Consider the following 17,820-nt stretch of genomic DNA (forward strand, 5'->3'; position numbering starts at 1 on the left):
AAAGGGGAGGGGAATGCCGTGTTATTTGAATCAGAAAGAATCCGGTTGAGAAAAATAATCAAGGACGACGCAGTACTTTACCATAAATGGAGAAATGATGTGCAAGTAATGCATTCGACCAGTCCATTTTTAGATGTTTATCCAATGAAAGCGACAGAAGATTTTATAGAATATGCTATTCTGAAATCGGAAACATCAAAAGGCTATATAATGGTCGATAAAAAAACAGAAATGTCTATTGGTATTGTGTCTTTAATCCATATAGATTATAAAAATCGGAATGCAGAGTGCATTATTGATATTGGTGAGAAAGAATATTGGGGAAAAGGGTATGGATTAGAAGGATTGAACCTGCTGTTGGATTATGCTTTTTATGAGTTAAATCTGCACAGAGTATCCTTACGGGTATTTTCATTTAATAAGCGGGCAATCAAATTATATAAGAAAATGGGCTTTGAAGCTGAAGGGACGAGCAGACAATCTCTGTTTCGAGATGGCAAGTGGCATGATATTTGTCACATGGGTATTTTGCAAGCAGAGTATTTTAAGAAAAAAGAAACAAAATAAACACTTACAAAAATCAGGAGCAGAAATAAAGAAATTTCTGCTCCTGATTTTTTAGTACATGTTATTATTATATTTACATTTGAGGTGGCTGATCCACTGGCTGGTAGATAGAAGCGATTGTCTGTATAGCATTGTCCGGTGCAGCCATTAATGGATAATACCCTTTTTTCGTCATATATTGCCAAATTTCATAAGCGTGATGGTTGCTATTCAAAAAGGCATGCTCCAAAAACGTTCTTAAATCAGGGTTAGCACACTCTACAGAAGCACTCCCATAGTTTTTGGCAGAACTCTTTTGATTAAGCAAATAAGCTGTAGCAATTTCACGATCCGTATGCTGCTGCACTTCCGTTCGAGGCGTTGCGGATGGAAATTCAGAAACAGGTGCCTGTGTATAAGATTCTAACATCGGGTTTATTTTAGCTGGCTGAAATTTTGTTATATCAGGTGTTGTCTGACTTTGAACAAATTCTACTTTTAAATTATAATCCTGGACATGCAAAGGGAAATGCCGCTGTAATAACCCTTTTAGTTCGGGATCTTGGGCTTGATTGATAAAGCTGGCCATGCAAGTTATCGTATTATAACATCCTGCAATCAGCTCGCTTAATTCATGTAATTCATGGGAAGCTAACTTCATGGTAAATACTCCTTTTTTGTTCATATTTTTCTTATGATTTGCTCTTAAATTTCACTTTATACTCTCATATGTCATTGGAAACCTTACATAAAAATGGAAGTACATATGGTCTATTTGTTTTTGTCTTTTCCATCATAAAATTCTTCACTGGCTTCTGTTTGCATGTTACCCGGATGAACGTGATTTTCATTTTTGTCTGCATGGTCAAAAACAAAATGACGTAAGTAGCGATGATAAACAAGTTCGCTTATCGTAATAAAGAAAGCAGTAATTAATGCAGCTGCATCAACGGAAAGCAAACTGTCATATAAAAAGGATCCTACTCCCCAGATGACGAGATAAGCAAGTGCAAAATCGCCTACTGCAGCTGCTATATTTCCGATTTTTGGCAGTATCAGCATATCTCCTGCAAATGCAGCGACAGTTAAAATTAAACTGGTAATCATTAAGTTACTGAAAGAAATGTTTAAAACCATCCCTAATGTTATCCATAATATTCCTGTTGTCAGAGCGAATTTAATAAAAAGAGCTAAAATGTATTTCATCGCATCATCTTTCCTGTCGTATTTTATTAACAATGATATTTTGTGCTCTTATCCAGCTGATTATGCAGGAATCCAGGGTATTTAATAAAAAGTTTCTATTTCTTAAATAAGCAGGGGAGTGATGTACTTTTTATAGAAAATTGTATGCACTGTTTTTTCTGAGAAATAGCTATTTAACCAATGTTTATATGTGATTTATTATTTGTTATGAAAGAATAATTATAAATTTTTTTGTATATGTATACATTTATCTTTTTTTATAGTATGATGAAAAATATTTTATTTTTTAAAGGAGGATATCAGTCATGGCATTATTTTTTACATATGTAATGGCCGGGCTTGCGATTGCGATGCCAGTAGGGGCAATTACGGTGGAAATGACCAAGCAAGGGCTGAAAAATGGCTTTATGCATGGCTGGGCTGTCGGGTTAGGAGGAATGACAATCGACCTTGTTTTGATTGCTGCGCTTTATTTAGGATTGGCGTCCATTCTGCAATTGTCTTTTATTCAGATCCCAATGTGGCTGATTGGCGCAGTATTTCTATTTCTGATTGGTTACGATTCGATAAAAAATGCGGATAGTGATATTACATTGGCTGGAGAGAAACCTGCGAAATCAATGCGTTCCTCCTATCGGAATGGATTTCTTGTCGCGGTATCGCCAGGAAACATTGTATTTTGGTTAAGTGTATTTGGTGCAGTATTAAGTAATACATATAATCCGGCTGAACCGGGCAATTTTTTAATCATAGCGGCTGGTATTTTAACTGGGATATTGCTGCATGATATGGGGTTGCTGGCTATTGTAGCTACAACGAGAAAAGTAATGAGCCGTGCAATGATTAAAGGATTTTCCATTATTGCAGGCATTGTATTGATTGGTTTTTCCGGATATTTTGTGTATGAATTTTTTAAAGTTGTCACAGATATTATCTGAAGGAGCAGCATCGGTGTAAAAGCATTGGCATATTTATCGCAGTGTAACTGGCTGAGATTGGGATTTTGATTGTTCGTCCCATCGTAAAGCGTTGTGCGTCGAAGAACTCCCATCGAAGGAAGTTTCGCTTTATTTCCATTTCTAAGTAATTTGATCGTTGCAGGATAGATTCATCCCTGCTGGTCAGCAGACTGTTTGGCATCATGAATAAAGCGCTTTTAATAGTGGATATCGGCTACTTGATAACCTGTACGGCATAGTTTTTCAGCATATATTCTTGGTCCGCAGTCTACGTCCAGCAATGTGGGATTTTTTTAATCTTTTAAATCTAATGTTATCCACGCAACCAGATAGGTAAGAAAGCTTATTATTAAGCTGCCTCCTAAAATGCCGATAATCGTGATTTGAAAAATTTTGATATCTGTAAAGAGCAAACTCAATCCAAAACACAGAAAAAGAAGAACAACCCATAGGGGAATCAGCATTTTAAAAGTAATCAGACTGGCTTTTTTTCGAGATAAGCTCCTCTCGCTCATCCTGAGTACTGAATTCACCTTTCTTGGTACGATAACCTTCATTATGCAATTTTTTCCATATAAAACAATACCAAAAATAATCAACCAACCTACAAATAAAAACCAAAAAATGCCTCATTCAAAAGAATAGAAGATAGGGTCTTCTTTTACAGTAGCGGTAAGAACTGTTTGTATCATTCCTAAAGTTAAAAGCAATATCATGATCACATTGCCGGTCTGCTCAAATATAATTTTCTTCATCGCAGGGTCACTCCTTTTCCAAATAAAAGATGGTGTGAATATCTGTTTCCAGTACTTCTGCAATTTGCAGTGCCAATAATAAAGATGGAGTGTAATTTCCTTTTTCCAGCGATGCAATTGTTTTCCTGGAGACACCGACCTTGCTCACTAATTTTTCTTGAGTCATTTTTTGCTGTTTTCTAAATACCTGTACACGGTTGATAACAATCATGACATCGCCCATTTCTGCATTAATGAGAAGTTAACTTCTCAATTTGTGTTATCAAAAATAAAAATGAGAAATCAACTTCACATTTTTCTTTCCAATGATTCTTTCATTAATCGAATTATATTCGTCATCGTATCTAAAAAATATAGACAGATAGTTTGTTGTTATATAAATGACTGGATGGTATAACAATTTGATTTCATTTATTATACAAATTCTTCCATCTATGGCGCTTATTAGGGATATAATTGTTAAATATATCCTTCTGCATCTTCTTTTTTACAAATTTAAATAAAGAGGTATTTAAAGAACGACAATCATACAAAAACTGATATAATAGACTAGAAAATTTAAATATTAATCGGTATATTCGACATGTATTTCATTTCATTTGAGAGTCAGATTTGTCAAATATATTACAATTAGAATAAAAAAATGGGATTTTTATTGGCAACGCATCTTTTTTTGTTAAAATATCATAGGTATTGTCAAAGTGTGCCTAAATACTTCAATTAATACATTGCGGAGTAAAAATCTGCAATTTAAATGATTTGATGAATGGTAAAGGAAGGGTATAGTTATGTTATTGATTCCAATTGTGCTCGTTATTGCACTGGTTATCGGTATCATGGAGTGGAATTCACATAAAAAGCATATGAATGCTTTGCCAATTCGGGTCAATGTGAATGGCATCCGTGGAAAATCAACAGTAACGCGCTTAATTACAGGTATTATCAAAGAAGCAGGGTACAAAACTATCGGTAAAACAACGGGTAGTTCAGCAAGGATTATTTATTGGAATACATCAGAGGAAGAACCGATTGTTCGCCGTCCAGAGGGACCGAATATCCGCGAACAGAAAATGGTTGTGAAAAAATCGGCAGAACTGGGTGCCGAAGCTCTGGTCAGTGAGTGTATGGCTGTTAACCCGGATTATCAAATTGTATTCCAGGAGAAATTACTGCAAGCGAACATAGGTGTCATTGTGAATGTGCTGGAAGACCATATGGATGTAATGGGACCTACATTAGATGAAATAGCCGAAGCTTTTACAGCTACTATCCCATATAATGGACATTTGATTATTTCGGAAGGGCCGTACGTGGAATATTTCAAAGCAGAAGCAGCAAAAAGAAAAACCAAAGTGATTGTTGCGGATAATAGTAAAATTCCTGAAGCGTATTTACGTGAATTTCCCTATATGATTTTCCCGGAAAATGCATCGCTGGCATTAGCCGTTGCGGAAGCATTGGATATTGATGAAAAAACAGCATTTCGGGGCATGCTCAAGGCACAGCCTGATCCCGGTGCAACGTGGATAAGACAGCTAAACCAAGGAGATACATCCGCCTATTTTGTGAATGGATTTGCGGCCAATGATTCTGTTTCCACTATTAATATTTGGAAGAATGTGGAAACTTTAGGTTACACAGAGAAAAACCCAATTATTGTAATGAACTGTCGGGCAGACCGTGTGGATCGTACCATTCAATTTGCGGACGATGTTTTGCCGTATATACCAATGGATGTGCTTGTGTTGATTGGAGAAAAGGCTGAGCCGATTAAACAGGCGGTCAAGTCCGGTAAACTAAAAGTCAATCAAATCATTGATCTCCAAGGAAAGTCTACAGATGAAATCTATGAAACATTGACGGAGACAGCATCGAATCATCTTATTTATGGTATAGGAAATATCCATGGTGCTGCCGAACCTTTAGTTGAAAAAATTCAAGCCCACACAGAAATAGGAGGATCATAGAATGTTTGGCTCAGATTTATATATTGCACTTGTGCTTGGTGTTATTCTAAGTTTACTTTTTTCAGAAAGAACAGGTATTGTACCAGCCGGACTGGTAGTACCGGGATATTTAGCACTGGTTTTTGACCAGCCTATCTTTATTGCCGTTATTTTTGGTATTAGTTTGTTAACTTATGTCATAGTTACATATGGGCTGTCTCGGTTTATATTGCTTTACGGACGGAGAAAATTTGCCGCTATGTTATCGGTAGGAATTGTGTTGAAACTTCTTCTCGATTTCACCTATCCGGTGCTCCCGTTTGAAATATTGGAATTTAGGGGAATTGGCGTCATTGTTCCTGGTCTTATCGCAAATACGATTCAAAAACAAGGAGCCATTATCACCATCGGAAGTACGCTTCTATTAGGGGCACTCACTTTTGTTATTCTAAGCGTCTATTACATCATATAGGAAGGGTTAATATGTCTAGAAAATTAACATACCAAGAAAAAATACTACGGATGGGAAAACGTCAAAAAAAGTCTGCCGGTAAGCATGTGGCCATCGGTTTAGCTGTCATTGTTCTCTTCACCATCGGGCATCAGCTCTTCTTTTCACAAGATGTATCAGAGGTTGAAAAAAGGTCTGATTCAGAGTTCACTGCTGCTTTTGTAGGTGACTTAATGTTTGGTCGTCATGTGGAAGATGTGACAAATAAACATGGAACAGCGTATCTTTTTGATAAGGTGAAGCCTTACTTTGAAAATGCCGACTATGTGTCCGGTAACTTAGAAAATCCCATTTTACTTCAGGATGAAGAGAATTATGAACCAATAGATAAACAAATTCATCTACATACAAATGTGGATGCAGCTCAAACGTTAAAAGATATGAACTTTACATTAGTCAATTTAGCCAATAACCACATGATGGATTATGAAGCAGAAGGACTTAATGACACGATTACAGCACTGGATGACACTGGTTTAAACCATGTTGGTGCAGGGGAAAACTTAGAAGAAGCAAACGCAATTGATTATCAGGAAGTAAACGGCTTAACGATTGCAACTGTTGGCTATACGGATGCCCTTGTGGAAGGCTTTTCTGCACTTGGTTACCGTCCTGGAGTTGCTCGTGCATTACCGGATAATATTTTTCCGATGATTGAAGAAGCGAATCAGCAAGCAGACCTTGTTTTTGTGAATATGCACTGGGGTGTTGAGTATGACAATGAACCGCATCCAAGACAAACGGAATTAGCAAGGGCGATGATTGATGTCGGTGCAGATGCGATTATCGGGCACCACTCACACGTGTTATCAGAAGTGGAAAAATATAAAGACGGTGTTATTTTTTACGGACTTGGTAACTTTGTTTTTGATCAGGGATGGTCCCGGACCAAGGATAGTGCTATTGTTCAATATGATTTGTTAGATGATGGTACAGGCAGGTTTGAAATTACACCGGTACGTATAAATGGAGCACAGCCTTACGAAACAAAGAATAAATACAATCAAATGAAAATTCATAAGCAATTAATGCGTAACCAACCGGAAGAGAATTTTGAAAAAGAAGATGGGAAATTAATCTTGGAAGTAGATCATTCAGATGCTTTAGAAGGAAGGGGTTCTGATAATGGGCAATAAAAAACTTTTTTCGATATTAACCATTATTGTCGTAGCAGGACTTGTATTTGTTTATACACAACAAGGATTGTTTGAGAGCGAGGAAACGGAAGTAGACTACGGTGTGGAAGAATCAGAAACGGTAGAGACGGTAGACGGTTATGGTGTCAGTTCTTCCCACCCGCTTGCCGTGGAAGCAGGAATGCAAGTACTGGAAAACGGAGGTAACGCAGCAGATGCGGCCGTAGTCGTTTCTTATGTGCTTGGTGTTGTCGAGCCATATGGTTCCGGTGTCGGCGGCGGTGGAGAAATGTTGGTTTATCCGAATGATGCAGAAGAGCCCACTGTTTACGAGTACCGTGAAACAGCGCCAGAGTCAGGTGCAGAGCCAGAGTCCTTTGCCGTTCCCGGATTGGTAGACGGTATGGAAACGTTAAATCAGGACTTAGGCTCGATGGATATGGATGAATTGATCCAGCCGGCCATCGACTATGCAGAGGAAGGATTTGAAGTGGACAACCATTTGGTAGATCGGCTTCGTAAAGGTTCTTACCGGATGGAGCCTGGGGAATTAGAAGAATTTTTCCCGAACGGCGAAGCACTGGAAGCTGGTAATACATTGGTACAGCCTGAATTGGCGGAAACATTACGTTCCATCCAGGAAGGTGGTGCGGATGCTTTTTATAACGGACCAATTGCCGATCAAATACTGGAAAAAGAAGAATTATCAACAGCAGGGGTGACAGCAGAGGATTTAAACAGTTTTACAACAAAAACCCAAAAACCTGCTCACGGGGAATTCGCCGGCTATGATGTGTATTCTGCGCCGCCGCCATTGGCTGGAGTTACTTTAATTCAATCGCTGCAAATGGCTGAGCAATTAAATATTGCATCCACAGAAGATAATCAAAGAGATTATATCCATCTTATCGGAGAAATTTCCAAACGATCTTATGATGATCGAGTCGAAAATGTGGGAGATACATTGGTAGATGACACTATTCCAACGGACGAGTTAACTTCCAGTGAATACTCACAACAGATGGCGGATACGATTTCGCTTGATGAATTATCGGAAGACTATGAAGTGAATGATTCAGTATCAGACGAGGAAGACCACGATAATACGACACATTTTGTCATTATCGATCAAGATGGTACAATGGTATCAGCGACACATACTTTAGGGAACTTCTTTGGTTCCGGTGATAATGTAGCTGGATTTTTTATGAATAACCAAATGGAGAACTTCAGTCAAAGAGATGATTCGTTAAATAGCATTGAACCAGGTAAAACACCGCGAAGCTTTACAAGTCCGTCGATTTTGACGAATGGGGAAAAAACAATCGGTATTGGATCACCGGGTGGTAAGCGGATTCCGATGGTGATGACACAGGTACTCACTAAATATTTGCTATTTAATGAACCATTTGACGAAGCTATTGATGATAGTAGATTTTATATTGAAGATAATGATATTTTGACAGAAACAGAGTTGGATACCGATGTGCAATCCGGTTTAAGAGCCAGAGGTTATGAAATTTACAACCAAACGGACGTTGACTTTTATGGCGGTATTCAGGCACTTATTGTTGATGGAGAATCTAACGAAATTTTCGGCTCTAAGGATGAACGGAGAAATGGTATATCGAAGGTAGAAGAAAATCCACAATAATAACAGGAGGAAGGTAAAGTGAAAAAAGTTATAACGGGTATTACGCCAGTTTTACTGCTTGTTCTCGCTTTAACATTCATGAGCAACTACAAACAATGGGACGATTTATCTGACACAGAACGATATCAGATTCAAAACTATGTCGAAGCGGCTGAAACTGAAACGGCAGAGTCTGATACTGCTAATGCTAACGATAATGCTGATGCTAATGCTCAGGAGGAAGAACAACCTGACAGTGATGTTGCCAGTTCAAACAGTGAAGATATTGATGATGTAGCAGTAGATCCGAATGAAACATACCAAATTGCACCTGATGAAGGAAATATAGGTGTATATGATAACAATGGGAATGCCGTGTTTAAAGTTTCCAAGGAAGATTGGGAAGAAAATATAGAAACCTATTATGAAAAGTTTAATTTAAGTTCCTATTAGGAAGCTGAAAAGTAAAATGATAGAAAAAGAGGTTTAAATGCAATCTCTTTTTCTATCATTTTCTTATTTAGTAGACAAAACTTATATGTTTTGATATTGTCATAAAAGTGACAATTAAATAGGTTTATGAATTAAAAAAATAATGTATATTAAAACTGTATTTGAATTTTTAACAGGAAGTTACTTTTTGTAAACTTCAACAGAGTAAAATAACATTTTTATGTTATATTTTACATAGAGATAGGAGAGGTGTATATATGAAAAAGTCACCATTAAAAGTGATTGTGACAATAACATTAATTGTTGTTGCCCTTTTGGTTTTACTAGTCGTGCTGGTAAACCGGGATTCAGAATCTTTTGGAATAGAATTTGATGAAGCGCCGTCAACAGAAGGACAACCAACCGATGGAGAGGCTGACGCTCCGGTAACTGTTGTCGAATTTGGAGATTTTAAATGTCCTGGCTGTAAAGCGTGGGATGAAAATATTTTTCCGCAATTGCAAGAGGACTATATAGATAATGGAGATGTACAGTATTCCTTTGTGAATGTTCTGTTCCATGGGGAAGAATCACGTTTAGCTTCATTAGCTGCAGAAACCGTCTATGCGCAAAATCCGGAAGCATATTGGGATTTCCATCACGCCCTTTTTTCTGAACAGCCTGATGGCAACCAGCAAGCAGCTTGGGTAACGATGGATAAAATAGAAGAAGTTGCAGACGGTATTGAAGGAATTGATACGGAAGCGTTGATGGAAGATATAGAAGCCGATACGTACATGGATGAAGTAGAAAGAGACGAAGAGATGATAGATGCGTTTAACGTAGAATCAACGCCGACTATTATGGTAAATGGCGTAATGATAGATGATGAGGGGACATTTGATTACGAGACGATCCAACAAGCCATCGATGCAGAGCTAGGTGAATAATATGCAGCATCTGGATAAAAGACAGCTTTATATGTATTTTGCCTGGTTGGTTTCACTTGTTGCAACCTTGGGAAGTCTTTATTTCAGTGAAATAAAAGGATATATACCATGTGAATTATGCTGGTATCAGCGGATTGCTATGTATCCCTTGGCTTTCATTCTTGGCGTAGCAACGTTTAAACAGGAATTTACGATTAAAAAATATGTACTCCCGATTGCTCTTATTGGCTGGTGTATTTCACTGTATCACTATCTGGAGCAGAAAGTACCGGGATTTGCACCGTTAAAACCGTGTGTGGGCGGTGTGCCGTGTGATGCGGAGTATATTAATTGGTTCGGATTTATAACGATACCATTTTTAGCATTTACTGCTTTTACCCTAATCATTATTTTTATGCTGTTAATGAAATCAAATAATAAGTAAGAAATAGCCATCGGTAGATTTACCGGTGGTTATTTTTATTTAAAGCGCAATATCATACAAGAAAGATCAAGCTCTGTTTGTTATTTTAAAAGAAAGTCAAACAAATGGAAGAAGGGAGAGTTATACATGCCACAGGAAACCCGAACCATTTTTCTGGATCCGGATGTAGATATAGAAGCGTATCAATTTAAAGGCATTACGCAAAAATTTGCCGCTCATTTTCATGATTATTATGTGATTGGTTTTATTGAAGAGGGGGAGCGTCAGTTAACCTGTCAGGGGAAAGAATTTACGATTTATCCAGGGGATGTCCTTATTTTTAATCCTTATGATACACATAGCTGTGAACAAGTAGATGGGGGAACACTGGATTACCGTTGTATTAACGTAAAAACAGATATCATGAAAAAAGCTGTTTTAGAAATACAAGGTGAGGAAATTCTTCCATATTTCCAAGAGACTGTTTTGTATCAGAGTGAGGTGGCGTCTACTTTAAAGGAACTTCATTTAAAAATAGCTGTGGAGGAGGACGCATTTAAAAAAGAAGAGTTGTTTTTATATTTGCTGGAAGAACTGATTCAGATAAATTCAGATTTGACAATTCCGGAAACAGGTTCGGAATCTTCTCAAAAAGTAAAGACTATCAGTAATTATTTACAGGAGCATTATAATCATAAAATTTCACTGCAAGAACTGAGTGATCTAACCGGATGGAGCAAATATCATTTATTAAGGTCATTCACGAAACAAAAAGGAATTTCTCCTTATAGTTATTTACAAACGGTTCGGGTGAATCATGCAAAAAAGCTGTTAGAACAAGGTATTAAACCGATTGAGGCTGCTTTTTTAACCGGGTTCAGTGATCAAAGTCATTTGACTAAATTGTTTAAGAGCATGATTGGGTTAACACCAAAGCAATACATGAAGATTTTTGAAAGTGAGGATGAGGTATAATGTGTTCTGCGGAAACGAAATGCGTACTTGTCATCGATGAAAATTTGCCTTTAGGATTAATTGCCAACACAGCAGTTATTTTAGGCGTAACATTAGGAAAAGAAATACCTGAAATGGTAGGTGAAGATGTAGTAGACCGGTCTGATGTGGAGCATGCTGGCATTGTGAAATCACCTATTCCTGTTTTGAAAGGGAATGCCGAACTTCTTCAAGAACTAAGAGATAAGATAACGACAGAGCTGTTCGATGATTTGACTATTGTAGATTTTTCAAATGCGGCGCAAAGCTGTAAAACGTATGAGGAATACATAGCAAAACTGCAGAAAAAATCAAAATCGGATTATCTGTATTATGGGCTGGGAATTTATGGGGAGAAGAAAAAAGTGAATCAGTTAACGGGCAGTCTCGCTTTGTTGAGATAGAATGGAAGGTACAATAGGATGGAAAATTTATTTGCATATATATTGATGGCATTAATGATGTCCATGCTTCCAGGGACGGATACCATATTGGTGATGAAACATACATTTGGTCACGGTATGAAAGCTGGTTTTTACACCATACTTGGTATAGCAGCAGGTCTGATTTTCTGGACCCTGATTGCTGTACTTGGTTTGTCTGTTGTGATTGCTCAGTCTGTTTTCTTATTTCATATGATTAAATATTTAGGAGCTGCATATCTGTTTTATTTAGGTGTTAAAGCCTTTTTTACAAAAGATATTTTTTCAGTAGATATGATGTCGGAAGATACTATAAATCATAAAGGAATGAAATCTCACTATAAAGATGCTTTTTTACAAGGCGCAATCAGTAATATATTGAATCCTAAAACTGTTTTGGTATATATCACCTTTATCCCGCAATTTATTGATTTGAGCGGAAATACGAATCAGCAGTTAATTATTCTTGGGTGCATGCTAACCTTGATTGCCGCAGGGTGGTTTTTTATACTGGTTTATTTTTTGGATGCTGTCAAGAAATGGCTGAAGAAACCTGTATTTCTAAAAGTTTTTAAAAAATGTGTTGGCGTGCTGCTGATGGGATTTGGAGTAAAGATGGTCTTGTGAAAAGGGGGAGAATCTATGATTTTTAACTGTTAAGCTTTTATAAGTTGATATATACCATATTGTCTATGCACCTATTGTATGGTAAAAGGTAATAGAGTATTATACCATTACCGTAAAATAGGGAAGTGATGTAATGAATATATTCATGTTGTTGTTATTGTATATCATCGGTTTTCCACTTACTGTACTTATTCATGAAACAGGTCATGCCCTGGCAATCGTTTGTTCTGCTAAAAATGGTGTGGCAAAGGTTTATTTGGGTGATTTTAAAGATACCAATAAAGAGAATTTTCGGCTGGGAAGAATACATTATCATATTGTGTGGGGAATAGCCGGTATTTGTTACAGAAGGAATCTCAAAGACATTAAAACATTTCAAAGTGTGTTGATTTCGTTAGGAGGCCCGTTAATAACAGCTATTTTTACTATGATTCTATTCTTCTTTTTCCACTATCATGTTTTTAATGGATATATTCATTTCTTAATAACAGGTATGTTTTGGATGAATCTTCTTCAGTTTATATCTACGATTATCCCCGTTATCTATCCCGGTTGGATGGGGGCATATAGCGGTATGCAATCGGATGGGTATCGTATTTTGTCGCTTTTACGAAAAAAAGAGGGATAAATTCTGCTTTTCTTTGATTTGATTCATGTCGAGAGCAGTATAATATACACGGCGAACCAGCTGCTCTTTTTCATCCGGGAGTTTGTGTGATTTTCAAATTCAAATTTAAAATATTTGGGGACAGAAATGAATTTATCTTGTCGAATATGTTATGATGTAATATAATCCAAATACGAAATTGGATTTTGGATAGAAATGGTAAAGGAGTCAAAGGATAATGACAGAAAAAGAATTAGAAATTTTGAGAATTATAGAAGAAGATGCGCGAATTGATTACAATACATTAGCGAAAATGACAAATATTAGCGAAGAAGAAATTCATACGATTGTAAAAAAATTAGAGAAAATGAAAGTTATCTTAAATTATTCGACAGTTGTTGATTGGAGCAAAGTGCCACAGGCTGAGCAAGTAACAGCGATGATTGATGTCAAGGTAACACCCAAACGTGGTGTCGGGTTTGATGAAGTCGCTGAGCGGATTTACCGTTTTCCTGAGGTACAGGCATTGTATCTCATGTCCGGTGCTTATGACCTTCAGGTGGTAATTGAAGGAAAGACGATGCAAGAAATTGCCCGTTTTGTTTCGGGAAAACTCTCGTCCATCGATTCCGTGATTTCAACGACAACTCATTTTCAATTAAAGAAGTATAAGCATGACGGGATTATTTTTGAAGAAGGCGAAGAAGATCGCAGAATTGTGGTGACACCATGAGCCAAGTCAGTGTAAAAGCCAAAAACCGCTTATCGTCACGTATACAGGATATTAAGCCATCCGGTATACGGCGATTTTTCGATCTTGCTTCTTCCATGGATAATATTATTTCCTTAGGAGTTGGAGAGCCTGATTTCACAACTCCATGGAATATTCGTGAGGCCAGTATTTCGTCGATGGAAAGAGGCTTTACGGCTTATTCAGCGAATGCAGGTGTACTCGAATTAAGACAAGAAATCACCAAATATATGGGACAGCGCTTTGATGTGGATTATGATCCGGAATCAGAAGTGCTTGTAACGGTTGGAGCAAGTGAAGCAATTGATATTGGCTGCCGTGCTATTTTGGACCCGGGTGATGAAGTGATTATTGTCGAACCTGGCTTTGTTTCTTATGCGCCGCTCGTATCCATGGCAGGTGGGGTACCAGTTTCGGTCGGAACAAAGATAGAAGATGATTTTAAAGTATCAGCCGCACAAATTCGGGCTGCAATTACTGAAAAAACGAAAGCGTTAATGATCAGTTTTCCGAATAATCCTACCGGCGCTGTGATGTTAAAAGAAGACCTGCAGGAAATTGCAATGCTGGCGGAAGAACATGATTTGATGGTCTTTTCTGATGAGATTTATGCAGAGTTAAGCTATGACCATAAGCATGTCAGCTTTGCGGCGCTTGCTGGGATGAAGGAAAGAACGATTTTAATTTCCGGATTCTCCAAGGCTTTTGCGATGACAGGTTGGCGCCTAGGCTTTGTGATGGCACCGCCTGATTTATTGGCGGCCATGCTGAAGCTGCATCAGTACAGTTTAATGTGTGCACCGACCATGGCGCAGTACGGAGCACTTGAAGCTTTGCAGAGCGGAATGGACGATGTAGAAAGAATGAAGCAGTCCTATAAGCAGAGACGCGGATTTTTTGTAGAGTCTTTTGCAGAGATGGGACTGGAATGCCATATGCCTGGAGGTGCATTTTATGCATTTCCATCTATTAAAGCTACTGGATTGACATCGGAAGAATTTGCGGAAAAACTATTATATGAAGAGCATGTTGCTGTGGTGCCGGGAGATATCTTTGGTGCTGGCGGAGAGGGGCATATCCGTTGTTCCTATGCGACTTCGATGGAAAATCTGCAGGAAGCAACGAAACGGATGAATCGTTTTGTCAACAAATACCTGTAACCAAAAAACCGCCTATTGTTTGAATGGCAAACAATAGGCGGTTTTTGTCTGTAAATGATTAAGCAAAGATATCGCTGATTTTTTGAATATCTTCTTCAGATAATGAAATCTCTGCTGCTTTTTGGTTGCTTAGTACTTGTTCCGGCCGTTTTGCGCCAGGAATAATCACATCAACGGATGGTTGAGAAAAATACCAAGTCAGCACAATATGAGCGACCTCTTCGCCATATTTATCAGCGATTTTTTTGACCTGATCTACTTTTTCCAGATTATCCAGGAACTGCTGCCCTTGGAAATTTGGTTTTTCTGCCCGTAAATCAGAAAAAGTGGTGTTCTTATCATATTTACCAGCTAATAAACCGGACTCCAGTGGGAAATAAGGAATAAATGTAATGTTATTTGCCGCTGTGTAAGGGAAGTAGTCCTTTTCCGGTGCACGATTTAATAAATTGTACTCTGCTTGCAGTACGTCTACATAACCATCTTGGTTTGCTTCCTTCAATTGCTCAGGTGTAAAGTTGGAAACACCGATGGAACGGATTTTTCCTTGATCTTTCAATTCTTTTAGAGCACCGACTGCTTCTGCTTTTGGTGTGTCTTCATCGGGGAAATGGATATAAAATAAATCAATATAATCCGTCTGCGTACGTTTTAAAGCATCGTCTACGGATTGTTTTAAAAATGTTGGTGAATTATCCATGACTGTATCGTTTCCGACAAATTTGTGAGCTGCTTTCGTTGCCAGCACGATATCATCACGTTTATATTCCTGCATAACTTCCCCAACGAGTTCTTCCGAGCGCTCCGGTCCATAAATAAATGCTGTATCCAGCATGTTAATGCCATTATCGAGCGCTGTGCGGACAACGTCTTTTCCTTGTTCTTCATCCAGCATATCCGGATAAATATTATGGCCTCCTACCGCATTGGTTCCTAAGCCGACAGGATGTACGGAGACATCTGATTTACCTAAATTTACATGTTTAACCATTTTAAAACCTCTTTTCCGATTGAATTAGTCTATTATGAATATACCACAAAATAGGATGATTAAACATGAAATAACAAATAAGCTTGATTTTCTTTTTAATCTTTAATGACCAATCCAATCAAAGAAGCAAACTGAATGGCTTGATAAGAGGAAACTTTACAGCCTTTTAAGCTTTCTAAAGAAACAGTTAACGTTTCAAAACTGGAAGAGCTGATATCAATCCCTTTCAGACTAGTCTGTTCAAAGTTTGCTTCATTTAAGTCGCAACGAAGGAATTCAATTTTTTTGAACTTACAATGATAGAAATCGACATTGGTTAATATCGATTCGTTAAATATGACCTTTTCTAACTTTGCATTTCCGAAAGCAGCCAGATTTAATGTAGAATCATCAAACCGGACATTGCCGATAGATGATTCCGGAAATTCACAACCGACTAATTTGCAATGAATAAACTCCACGCGGTGGATAGAGGACTTCGTTAAATTCACATTGGATAAGTCACAATTTTCAAAGCGGACATCTGTCAGCTCTATATTTTCAAAGTCTGTCTGATTAAATTGGCAATTTTTAATAACCGCATCGTAAATCCGTACACGCTCTACCACTTCATTGGTAAACTCTGTCCCGGTGATTTCGCACATTTCCAGTAACGGATCCTCTTCGTAAAAAATATCGGTAAATCTTTTCTCTGTTAATGCGGGAGAAATTTTTGGAATGTCAATTTTCATATCTATACCTTCTTTCCGTAGATTCTCTATCTTATTGTTCTAGTGTTGTATTTTTTCCATCATAACATATTATCCTGTTACGATTTTGATAGAATGGTATACTAGATAGTAAGAAAATATAGATGAAACAAGGAGGAGCCAGCAATGGGGCGTTCGGAAGCCGCCATTTTCACCAATATGTGTATGGTTGAAAATGAACAGGGGCAGATTCTAGTACAAGATAGACAAAATAAAAACTGGGCGGGAATCACTTTCCCTGGAGGCCATATTGAAAAAGGAGAATCATTCCATGATGCAGTAGTCCGGGAAGTAGCAGAAGAGACAGGCTTACATATCAAACAGCCTGTACTGTGCGGAACGAAGCAATTCCAGACGAACCAAGATGAAAGGTATGTTGTATTGCTGTATAAAACAAAATTGTTTTCCGGAGAATTAAAGAGTTCGGATGAAGGAGAGGTATTTTGGATTGCAAAGGATACATTGCCGGATTATCCATTAGCGCCTGATTTTATGAAGATGTATAAGGTATTTGTTGATGAAAAAATGTCAGAGTTCTATTATGAACAGCAAGGTGAAAAGAGAGAAGTTATCTTATTTTAATGATATAGAGGGAGGAAGACTTCATGGATATATGGCAAAAAGTATTGGAAAAACTAAGCTGGCAGTTATCTAAACCAAGTTTTGATACATGGTTGAAAAATACGACAGTAGAATGGAATGAAGACGAATTAACTGTATTTGCAGCGAATACATTTACAGCTGATTGGCTCGAGGACCAATATAGTGAATGGATTGGGGATGCTGTAAAAGAAGTAACAGGGGAAGATTACATTATCTGCTTTGCAGTATCGGAAAAAGATGCTGATTCTATTTTTTCCGATACTCGTTTGCAATCATTTTCATATGAAACGGATAGCATCAGCAGGCTGGAAACAAAGATAGACCGTCTGGAGGAAAAAGTACAGCAATTGATTGATGTAAAACGCCTGGATGAAAGAGCAACAATGCTGGAAGAAAAAATAAGGGAGCTGGAGGAACAGATGAAATAGTATTTTCCAATG

General features: G+C 37.7%; 23 protein-coding genes. 17 read left to right on the plus strand and 6 right to left on the minus strand.

The window, feature by feature from the left end; all coding sequences use genetic code 11:
* Positions 1–18: 18 nt before the first annotated feature.
* Positions 19–567, plus strand: coding sequence for a GNAT family N-acetyltransferase (locus B7E05_RS07320; protein ID WP_080873590.1), 549 nt, complete (start codon positions 19–21; stop codon positions 565–567).
* A gap of 73 nt (positions 568–640) precedes the next feature.
* On the opposite strand, the gene B7E05_RS07325 is transcribed toward B7E05_RS07320, so the two are convergent.
* The gene (locus B7E05_RS07325) at positions 641–1,207 is read right to left on the minus strand and encodes a spore coat protein (RefSeq protein WP_080873591.1); all 567 of its coding nucleotides are present in this window, start codon (positions 1,205–1,207) and stop codon (positions 641–643) included.
* Between the two features lie 110 nt (positions 1,208–1,317).
* Positions 1,318–1,752, minus strand: a complete 435-nt coding sequence (locus B7E05_RS07330) for a YndM family protein (RefSeq protein ID WP_080873592.1) — start codon at positions 1,750–1,752, stop codon at positions 1,318–1,320.
* A 305-nt stretch (positions 1,753–2,057) separates the two neighbouring features.
* Between B7E05_RS07330 and B7E05_RS07335 the strand changes: the two genes are divergently transcribed.
* Entirely contained in the window at positions 2,058–2,690 is a 633-nt protein-coding gene (locus tag B7E05_RS07335; protein WP_080873593.1) for a LysE family translocator, read from the plus strand.
* Between the two features lie 650 nt (positions 2,691–3,340).
* Here the strand turns inward: B7E05_RS07335 and B7E05_RS22510 are convergent.
* Both B7E05_RS22510 and B7E05_RS07345 read right to left on the minus strand, forming a co-directional pair.
* The gene (locus B7E05_RS22510) at positions 3,341–3,466 is read right to left on the minus strand and encodes a hypothetical protein (protein WP_281252450.1); all 126 of its coding nucleotides are present in this window, start codon (positions 3,464–3,466) and stop codon (positions 3,341–3,343) included.
* Between the two features lie 7 nt (positions 3,467–3,473).
* Positions 3,474–3,677: a helix-turn-helix transcriptional regulator gene (locus B7E05_RS07345; RefSeq protein WP_080876244.1), complete on the minus strand. Its 204-nt coding sequence runs from the start codon at positions 3,675–3,677 to the stop codon at positions 3,474–3,476.
* 577 nt (positions 3,678–4,254) lie between these two features.
* Between B7E05_RS07345 and pgsB the strand changes: the two genes are divergently transcribed.
* From pgsB to B7E05_RS07410, 13 genes are all read left to right on the plus strand, one after another.
* Positions 4,255–5,433 (plus strand): poly-gamma-glutamate synthase PgsB, encoded by a 1,179-nt coding sequence (pgsB, locus tag B7E05_RS07350; RefSeq protein ID WP_080873595.1) that lies wholly within the window; start codon positions 4,255–4,257, stop codon positions 5,431–5,433.
* Between the two features lies 1 nt (position 5,434).
* Complete coding sequence (gene pgsC, locus B7E05_RS07355) at positions 5,435–5,884, plus strand: poly-gamma-glutamate biosynthesis protein PgsC (RefSeq protein ID WP_080873596.1); 450 nt, start codon at positions 5,435–5,437, stop codon at positions 5,882–5,884.
* 11 nt (positions 5,885–5,895) lie between these two features.
* The gene (locus B7E05_RS07360) at positions 5,896–7,059 is read left to right on the plus strand and encodes a CapA family protein (protein WP_080873597.1); all 1,164 of its coding nucleotides are present in this window, start codon (positions 5,896–5,898) and stop codon (positions 7,057–7,059) included.
* Positions 7,049–8,713, plus strand: coding sequence for a gamma-glutamyltransferase family protein (locus B7E05_RS07365; RefSeq protein WP_080873598.1), 1,665 nt, complete (start codon positions 7,049–7,051; stop codon positions 8,711–8,713). The genes B7E05_RS07360 and B7E05_RS07365 overlap by 11 nt, the downstream gene beginning before the upstream one ends.
* An 18-nt stretch (positions 8,714–8,731) precedes the next feature.
* Entirely contained in the window at positions 8,732–9,145 is a 414-nt protein-coding gene (locus tag B7E05_RS07370; RefSeq protein WP_080873599.1) for a hypothetical protein, read from the plus strand.
* Between the two features lie 257 nt (positions 9,146–9,402).
* Complete coding sequence (locus B7E05_RS07375; protein WP_080873600.1) at positions 9,403–10,074, plus strand: DsbA family protein; 672 nt, start codon at positions 9,403–9,405, stop codon at positions 10,072–10,074.
* Between the two features lies 1 nt (position 10,075).
* Positions 10,076–10,498, plus strand: a complete 423-nt coding sequence (locus tag B7E05_RS07380) for a disulfide oxidoreductase (protein ID WP_080873601.1) — start codon at positions 10,076–10,078, stop codon at positions 10,496–10,498.
* A gap of 126 nt (positions 10,499–10,624) precedes the next feature.
* Positions 10,625–11,452: an AraC family ligand binding domain-containing protein gene (locus B7E05_RS07385; RefSeq protein ID WP_080873602.1), complete on the plus strand. Its 828-nt coding sequence runs from the start codon at positions 10,625–10,627 to the stop codon at positions 11,450–11,452.
* On the plus strand, positions 11,452–11,874 hold the full coding sequence (locus B7E05_RS07390) for a DUF2000 domain-containing protein (RefSeq protein ID WP_080873603.1): 423 nt from the start codon (positions 11,452–11,454) through the stop codon (positions 11,872–11,874). The genes B7E05_RS07385 and B7E05_RS07390 overlap by 1 nt, the downstream gene beginning before the upstream one ends.
* Before the next feature lie 18 nt (positions 11,875–11,892).
* Positions 11,893–12,519 (plus strand): LysE family translocator, encoded by a 627-nt coding sequence (locus B7E05_RS07395; RefSeq protein WP_080873604.1) that lies wholly within the window; start codon positions 11,893–11,895, stop codon positions 12,517–12,519.
* Positions 12,520–12,652: 133 nt separating this feature from the next.
* Positions 12,653–13,147 (plus strand): hypothetical protein, encoded by a 495-nt coding sequence (locus B7E05_RS07400; RefSeq protein ID WP_080873605.1) that lies wholly within the window; start codon positions 12,653–12,655, stop codon positions 13,145–13,147.
* Between the two features lie 217 nt (positions 13,148–13,364).
* Positions 13,365–13,859, plus strand: coding sequence for an Lrp/AsnC family transcriptional regulator (locus B7E05_RS07405; protein WP_080873606.1), 495 nt, complete (start codon positions 13,365–13,367; stop codon positions 13,857–13,859).
* The gene (locus B7E05_RS07410; RefSeq protein WP_080873607.1) at positions 13,856–15,037 is read left to right on the plus strand and encodes an aminotransferase; all 1,182 of its coding nucleotides are present in this window, start codon (positions 13,856–13,858) and stop codon (positions 15,035–15,037) included. The genes B7E05_RS07405 and B7E05_RS07410 overlap by 4 nt, the downstream gene beginning before the upstream one ends.
* Before the next feature lie 58 nt (positions 15,038–15,095).
* Here the strand turns inward: B7E05_RS07410 and B7E05_RS07415 are convergent, their stop codons facing one another.
* Positions 15,096–16,028, minus strand: a complete 933-nt coding sequence (locus tag B7E05_RS07415; protein WP_080873608.1) for an aldo/keto reductase — start codon at positions 16,026–16,028, stop codon at positions 15,096–15,098.
* Positions 16,029–16,123: 95 nt separating this feature from the next.
* On the minus strand, positions 16,124–16,759 hold the full coding sequence (locus tag B7E05_RS07420) for a pentapeptide repeat-containing protein (RefSeq protein ID WP_080873609.1): 636 nt from the start codon (positions 16,757–16,759) through the stop codon (positions 16,124–16,126).
* 144 nt (positions 16,760–16,903) lie between these two features.
* Here B7E05_RS07420 and B7E05_RS07425 point away from each other — a divergent pair, with 144 nt between their 5' ends.
* Both B7E05_RS07425 and B7E05_RS07430 read left to right on the plus strand, forming a co-directional pair.
* The gene (locus B7E05_RS07425; RefSeq protein ID WP_080873610.1) at positions 16,904–17,359 is read left to right on the plus strand and encodes an 8-oxo-dGTP diphosphatase; all 456 of its coding nucleotides are present in this window, start codon (positions 16,904–16,906) and stop codon (positions 17,357–17,359) included.
* 23 nt (positions 17,360–17,382) lie between these two features.
* Positions 17,383–17,808, plus strand: a complete 426-nt coding sequence (locus tag B7E05_RS07430) for a DnaA N-terminal domain-containing protein (RefSeq protein ID WP_080873611.1) — start codon at positions 17,383–17,385, stop codon at positions 17,806–17,808.
* The last annotated feature ends 12 nt before the right edge of the window (positions 17,809–17,820 follow it).

This window comes from Oceanobacillus timonensis (genome assembly GCF_900166635.1).
Lineage (GTDB): Bacteria > Bacillota > Bacilli > Bacillales > Amphibacillaceae > Oceanobacillus > Oceanobacillus timonensis.

Bases quoted from the DNA above. Each gene is read 5' to 3' on its own strand.
- B7E05_RS07325 (WP_080873591.1), bottom strand. From the start codon at position 1,207: ATGAAGTTAGCTTCCCATGAATTACATGAATTAAGCGAGCTGATTGCA.
- B7E05_RS07390 (WP_080873603.1), top strand. From the start codon at position 11,452: ATGTGTTCTGCGGAAACGAAATGCGTACTTGTCATCGATGAAAATTTG.
- pgsB (WP_080873595.1), top strand. From the start codon at position 4,255: ATGTTATTGATTCCAATTGTGCTCGTTATTGCACTGGTTATCGGTATC.
- B7E05_RS07345 (WP_080876244.1), bottom strand. From the start codon at position 3,677: ATGATTGTTATCAACCGTGTACAGGTATTTAGAAAACAGCAAAAAATG.
- B7E05_RS07385 (WP_080873602.1), top strand. From the start codon at position 10,625: ATGCCACAGGAAACCCGAACCATTTTTCTGGATCCGGATGTAGATATA.
- B7E05_RS07400 (WP_080873605.1), top strand. From the start codon at position 12,653: ATGAATATATTCATGTTGTTGTTATTGTATATCATCGGTTTTCCACTT.
- B7E05_RS07335 (WP_080873593.1), top strand. From the start codon at position 2,058: ATGGCATTATTTTTTACATATGTAATGGCCGGGCTTGCGATTGCGATG.
- B7E05_RS07375 (WP_080873600.1), top strand. From the start codon at position 9,403: ATGAAAAAGTCACCATTAAAAGTGATTGTGACAATAACATTAATTGTT.
- B7E05_RS07365 (WP_080873598.1), top strand. From the start codon at position 7,049: ATGGGCAATAAAAAACTTTTTTCGATATTAACCATTATTGTCGTAGCA.
- B7E05_RS07410 (WP_080873607.1), top strand. From the start codon at position 13,856: ATGAGCCAAGTCAGTGTAAAAGCCAAAAACCGCTTATCGTCACGTATA.
- B7E05_RS07380 (WP_080873601.1), top strand. From the start codon at position 10,076: ATGCAGCATCTGGATAAAAGACAGCTTTATATGTATTTTGCCTGGTTG.
- B7E05_RS07360 (WP_080873597.1), top strand. From the start codon at position 5,896: ATGTCTAGAAAATTAACATACCAAGAAAAAATACTACGGATGGGAAAA.
- B7E05_RS07425 (WP_080873610.1), top strand. From the start codon at position 16,904: ATGGGGCGTTCGGAAGCCGCCATTTTCACCAATATGTGTATGGTTGAA.
- B7E05_RS07330 (WP_080873592.1), bottom strand. From the start codon at position 1,752: ATGAAATACATTTTAGCTCTTTTTATTAAATTCGCTCTGACAACAGGA.
- B7E05_RS22510 (WP_281252450.1), bottom strand. From the start codon at position 3,466: ATGAAGAAAATTATATTTGAGCAGACCGGCAATGTGATCATGATATTG.
- B7E05_RS07395 (WP_080873604.1), top strand. From the start codon at position 11,893: ATGGAAAATTTATTTGCATATATATTGATGGCATTAATGATGTCCATG.
- B7E05_RS07420 (WP_080873609.1), bottom strand. From the start codon at position 16,759: ATGAAAATTGACATTCCAAAAATTTCTCCCGCATTAACAGAGAAAAGA.
- B7E05_RS07415 (WP_080873608.1), bottom strand. From the start codon at position 16,028: ATGGTTAAACATGTAAATTTAGGTAAATCAGATGTCTCCGTACATCCT.
- pgsC (WP_080873596.1), top strand. From the start codon at position 5,435: ATGTTTGGCTCAGATTTATATATTGCACTTGTGCTTGGTGTTATTCTA.
- B7E05_RS07430 (WP_080873611.1), top strand. From the start codon at position 17,383: ATGGATATATGGCAAAAAGTATTGGAAAAACTAAGCTGGCAGTTATCT.
- B7E05_RS07405 (WP_080873606.1), top strand. From the start codon at position 13,365: ATGACAGAAAAAGAATTAGAAATTTTGAGAATTATAGAAGAAGATGCG.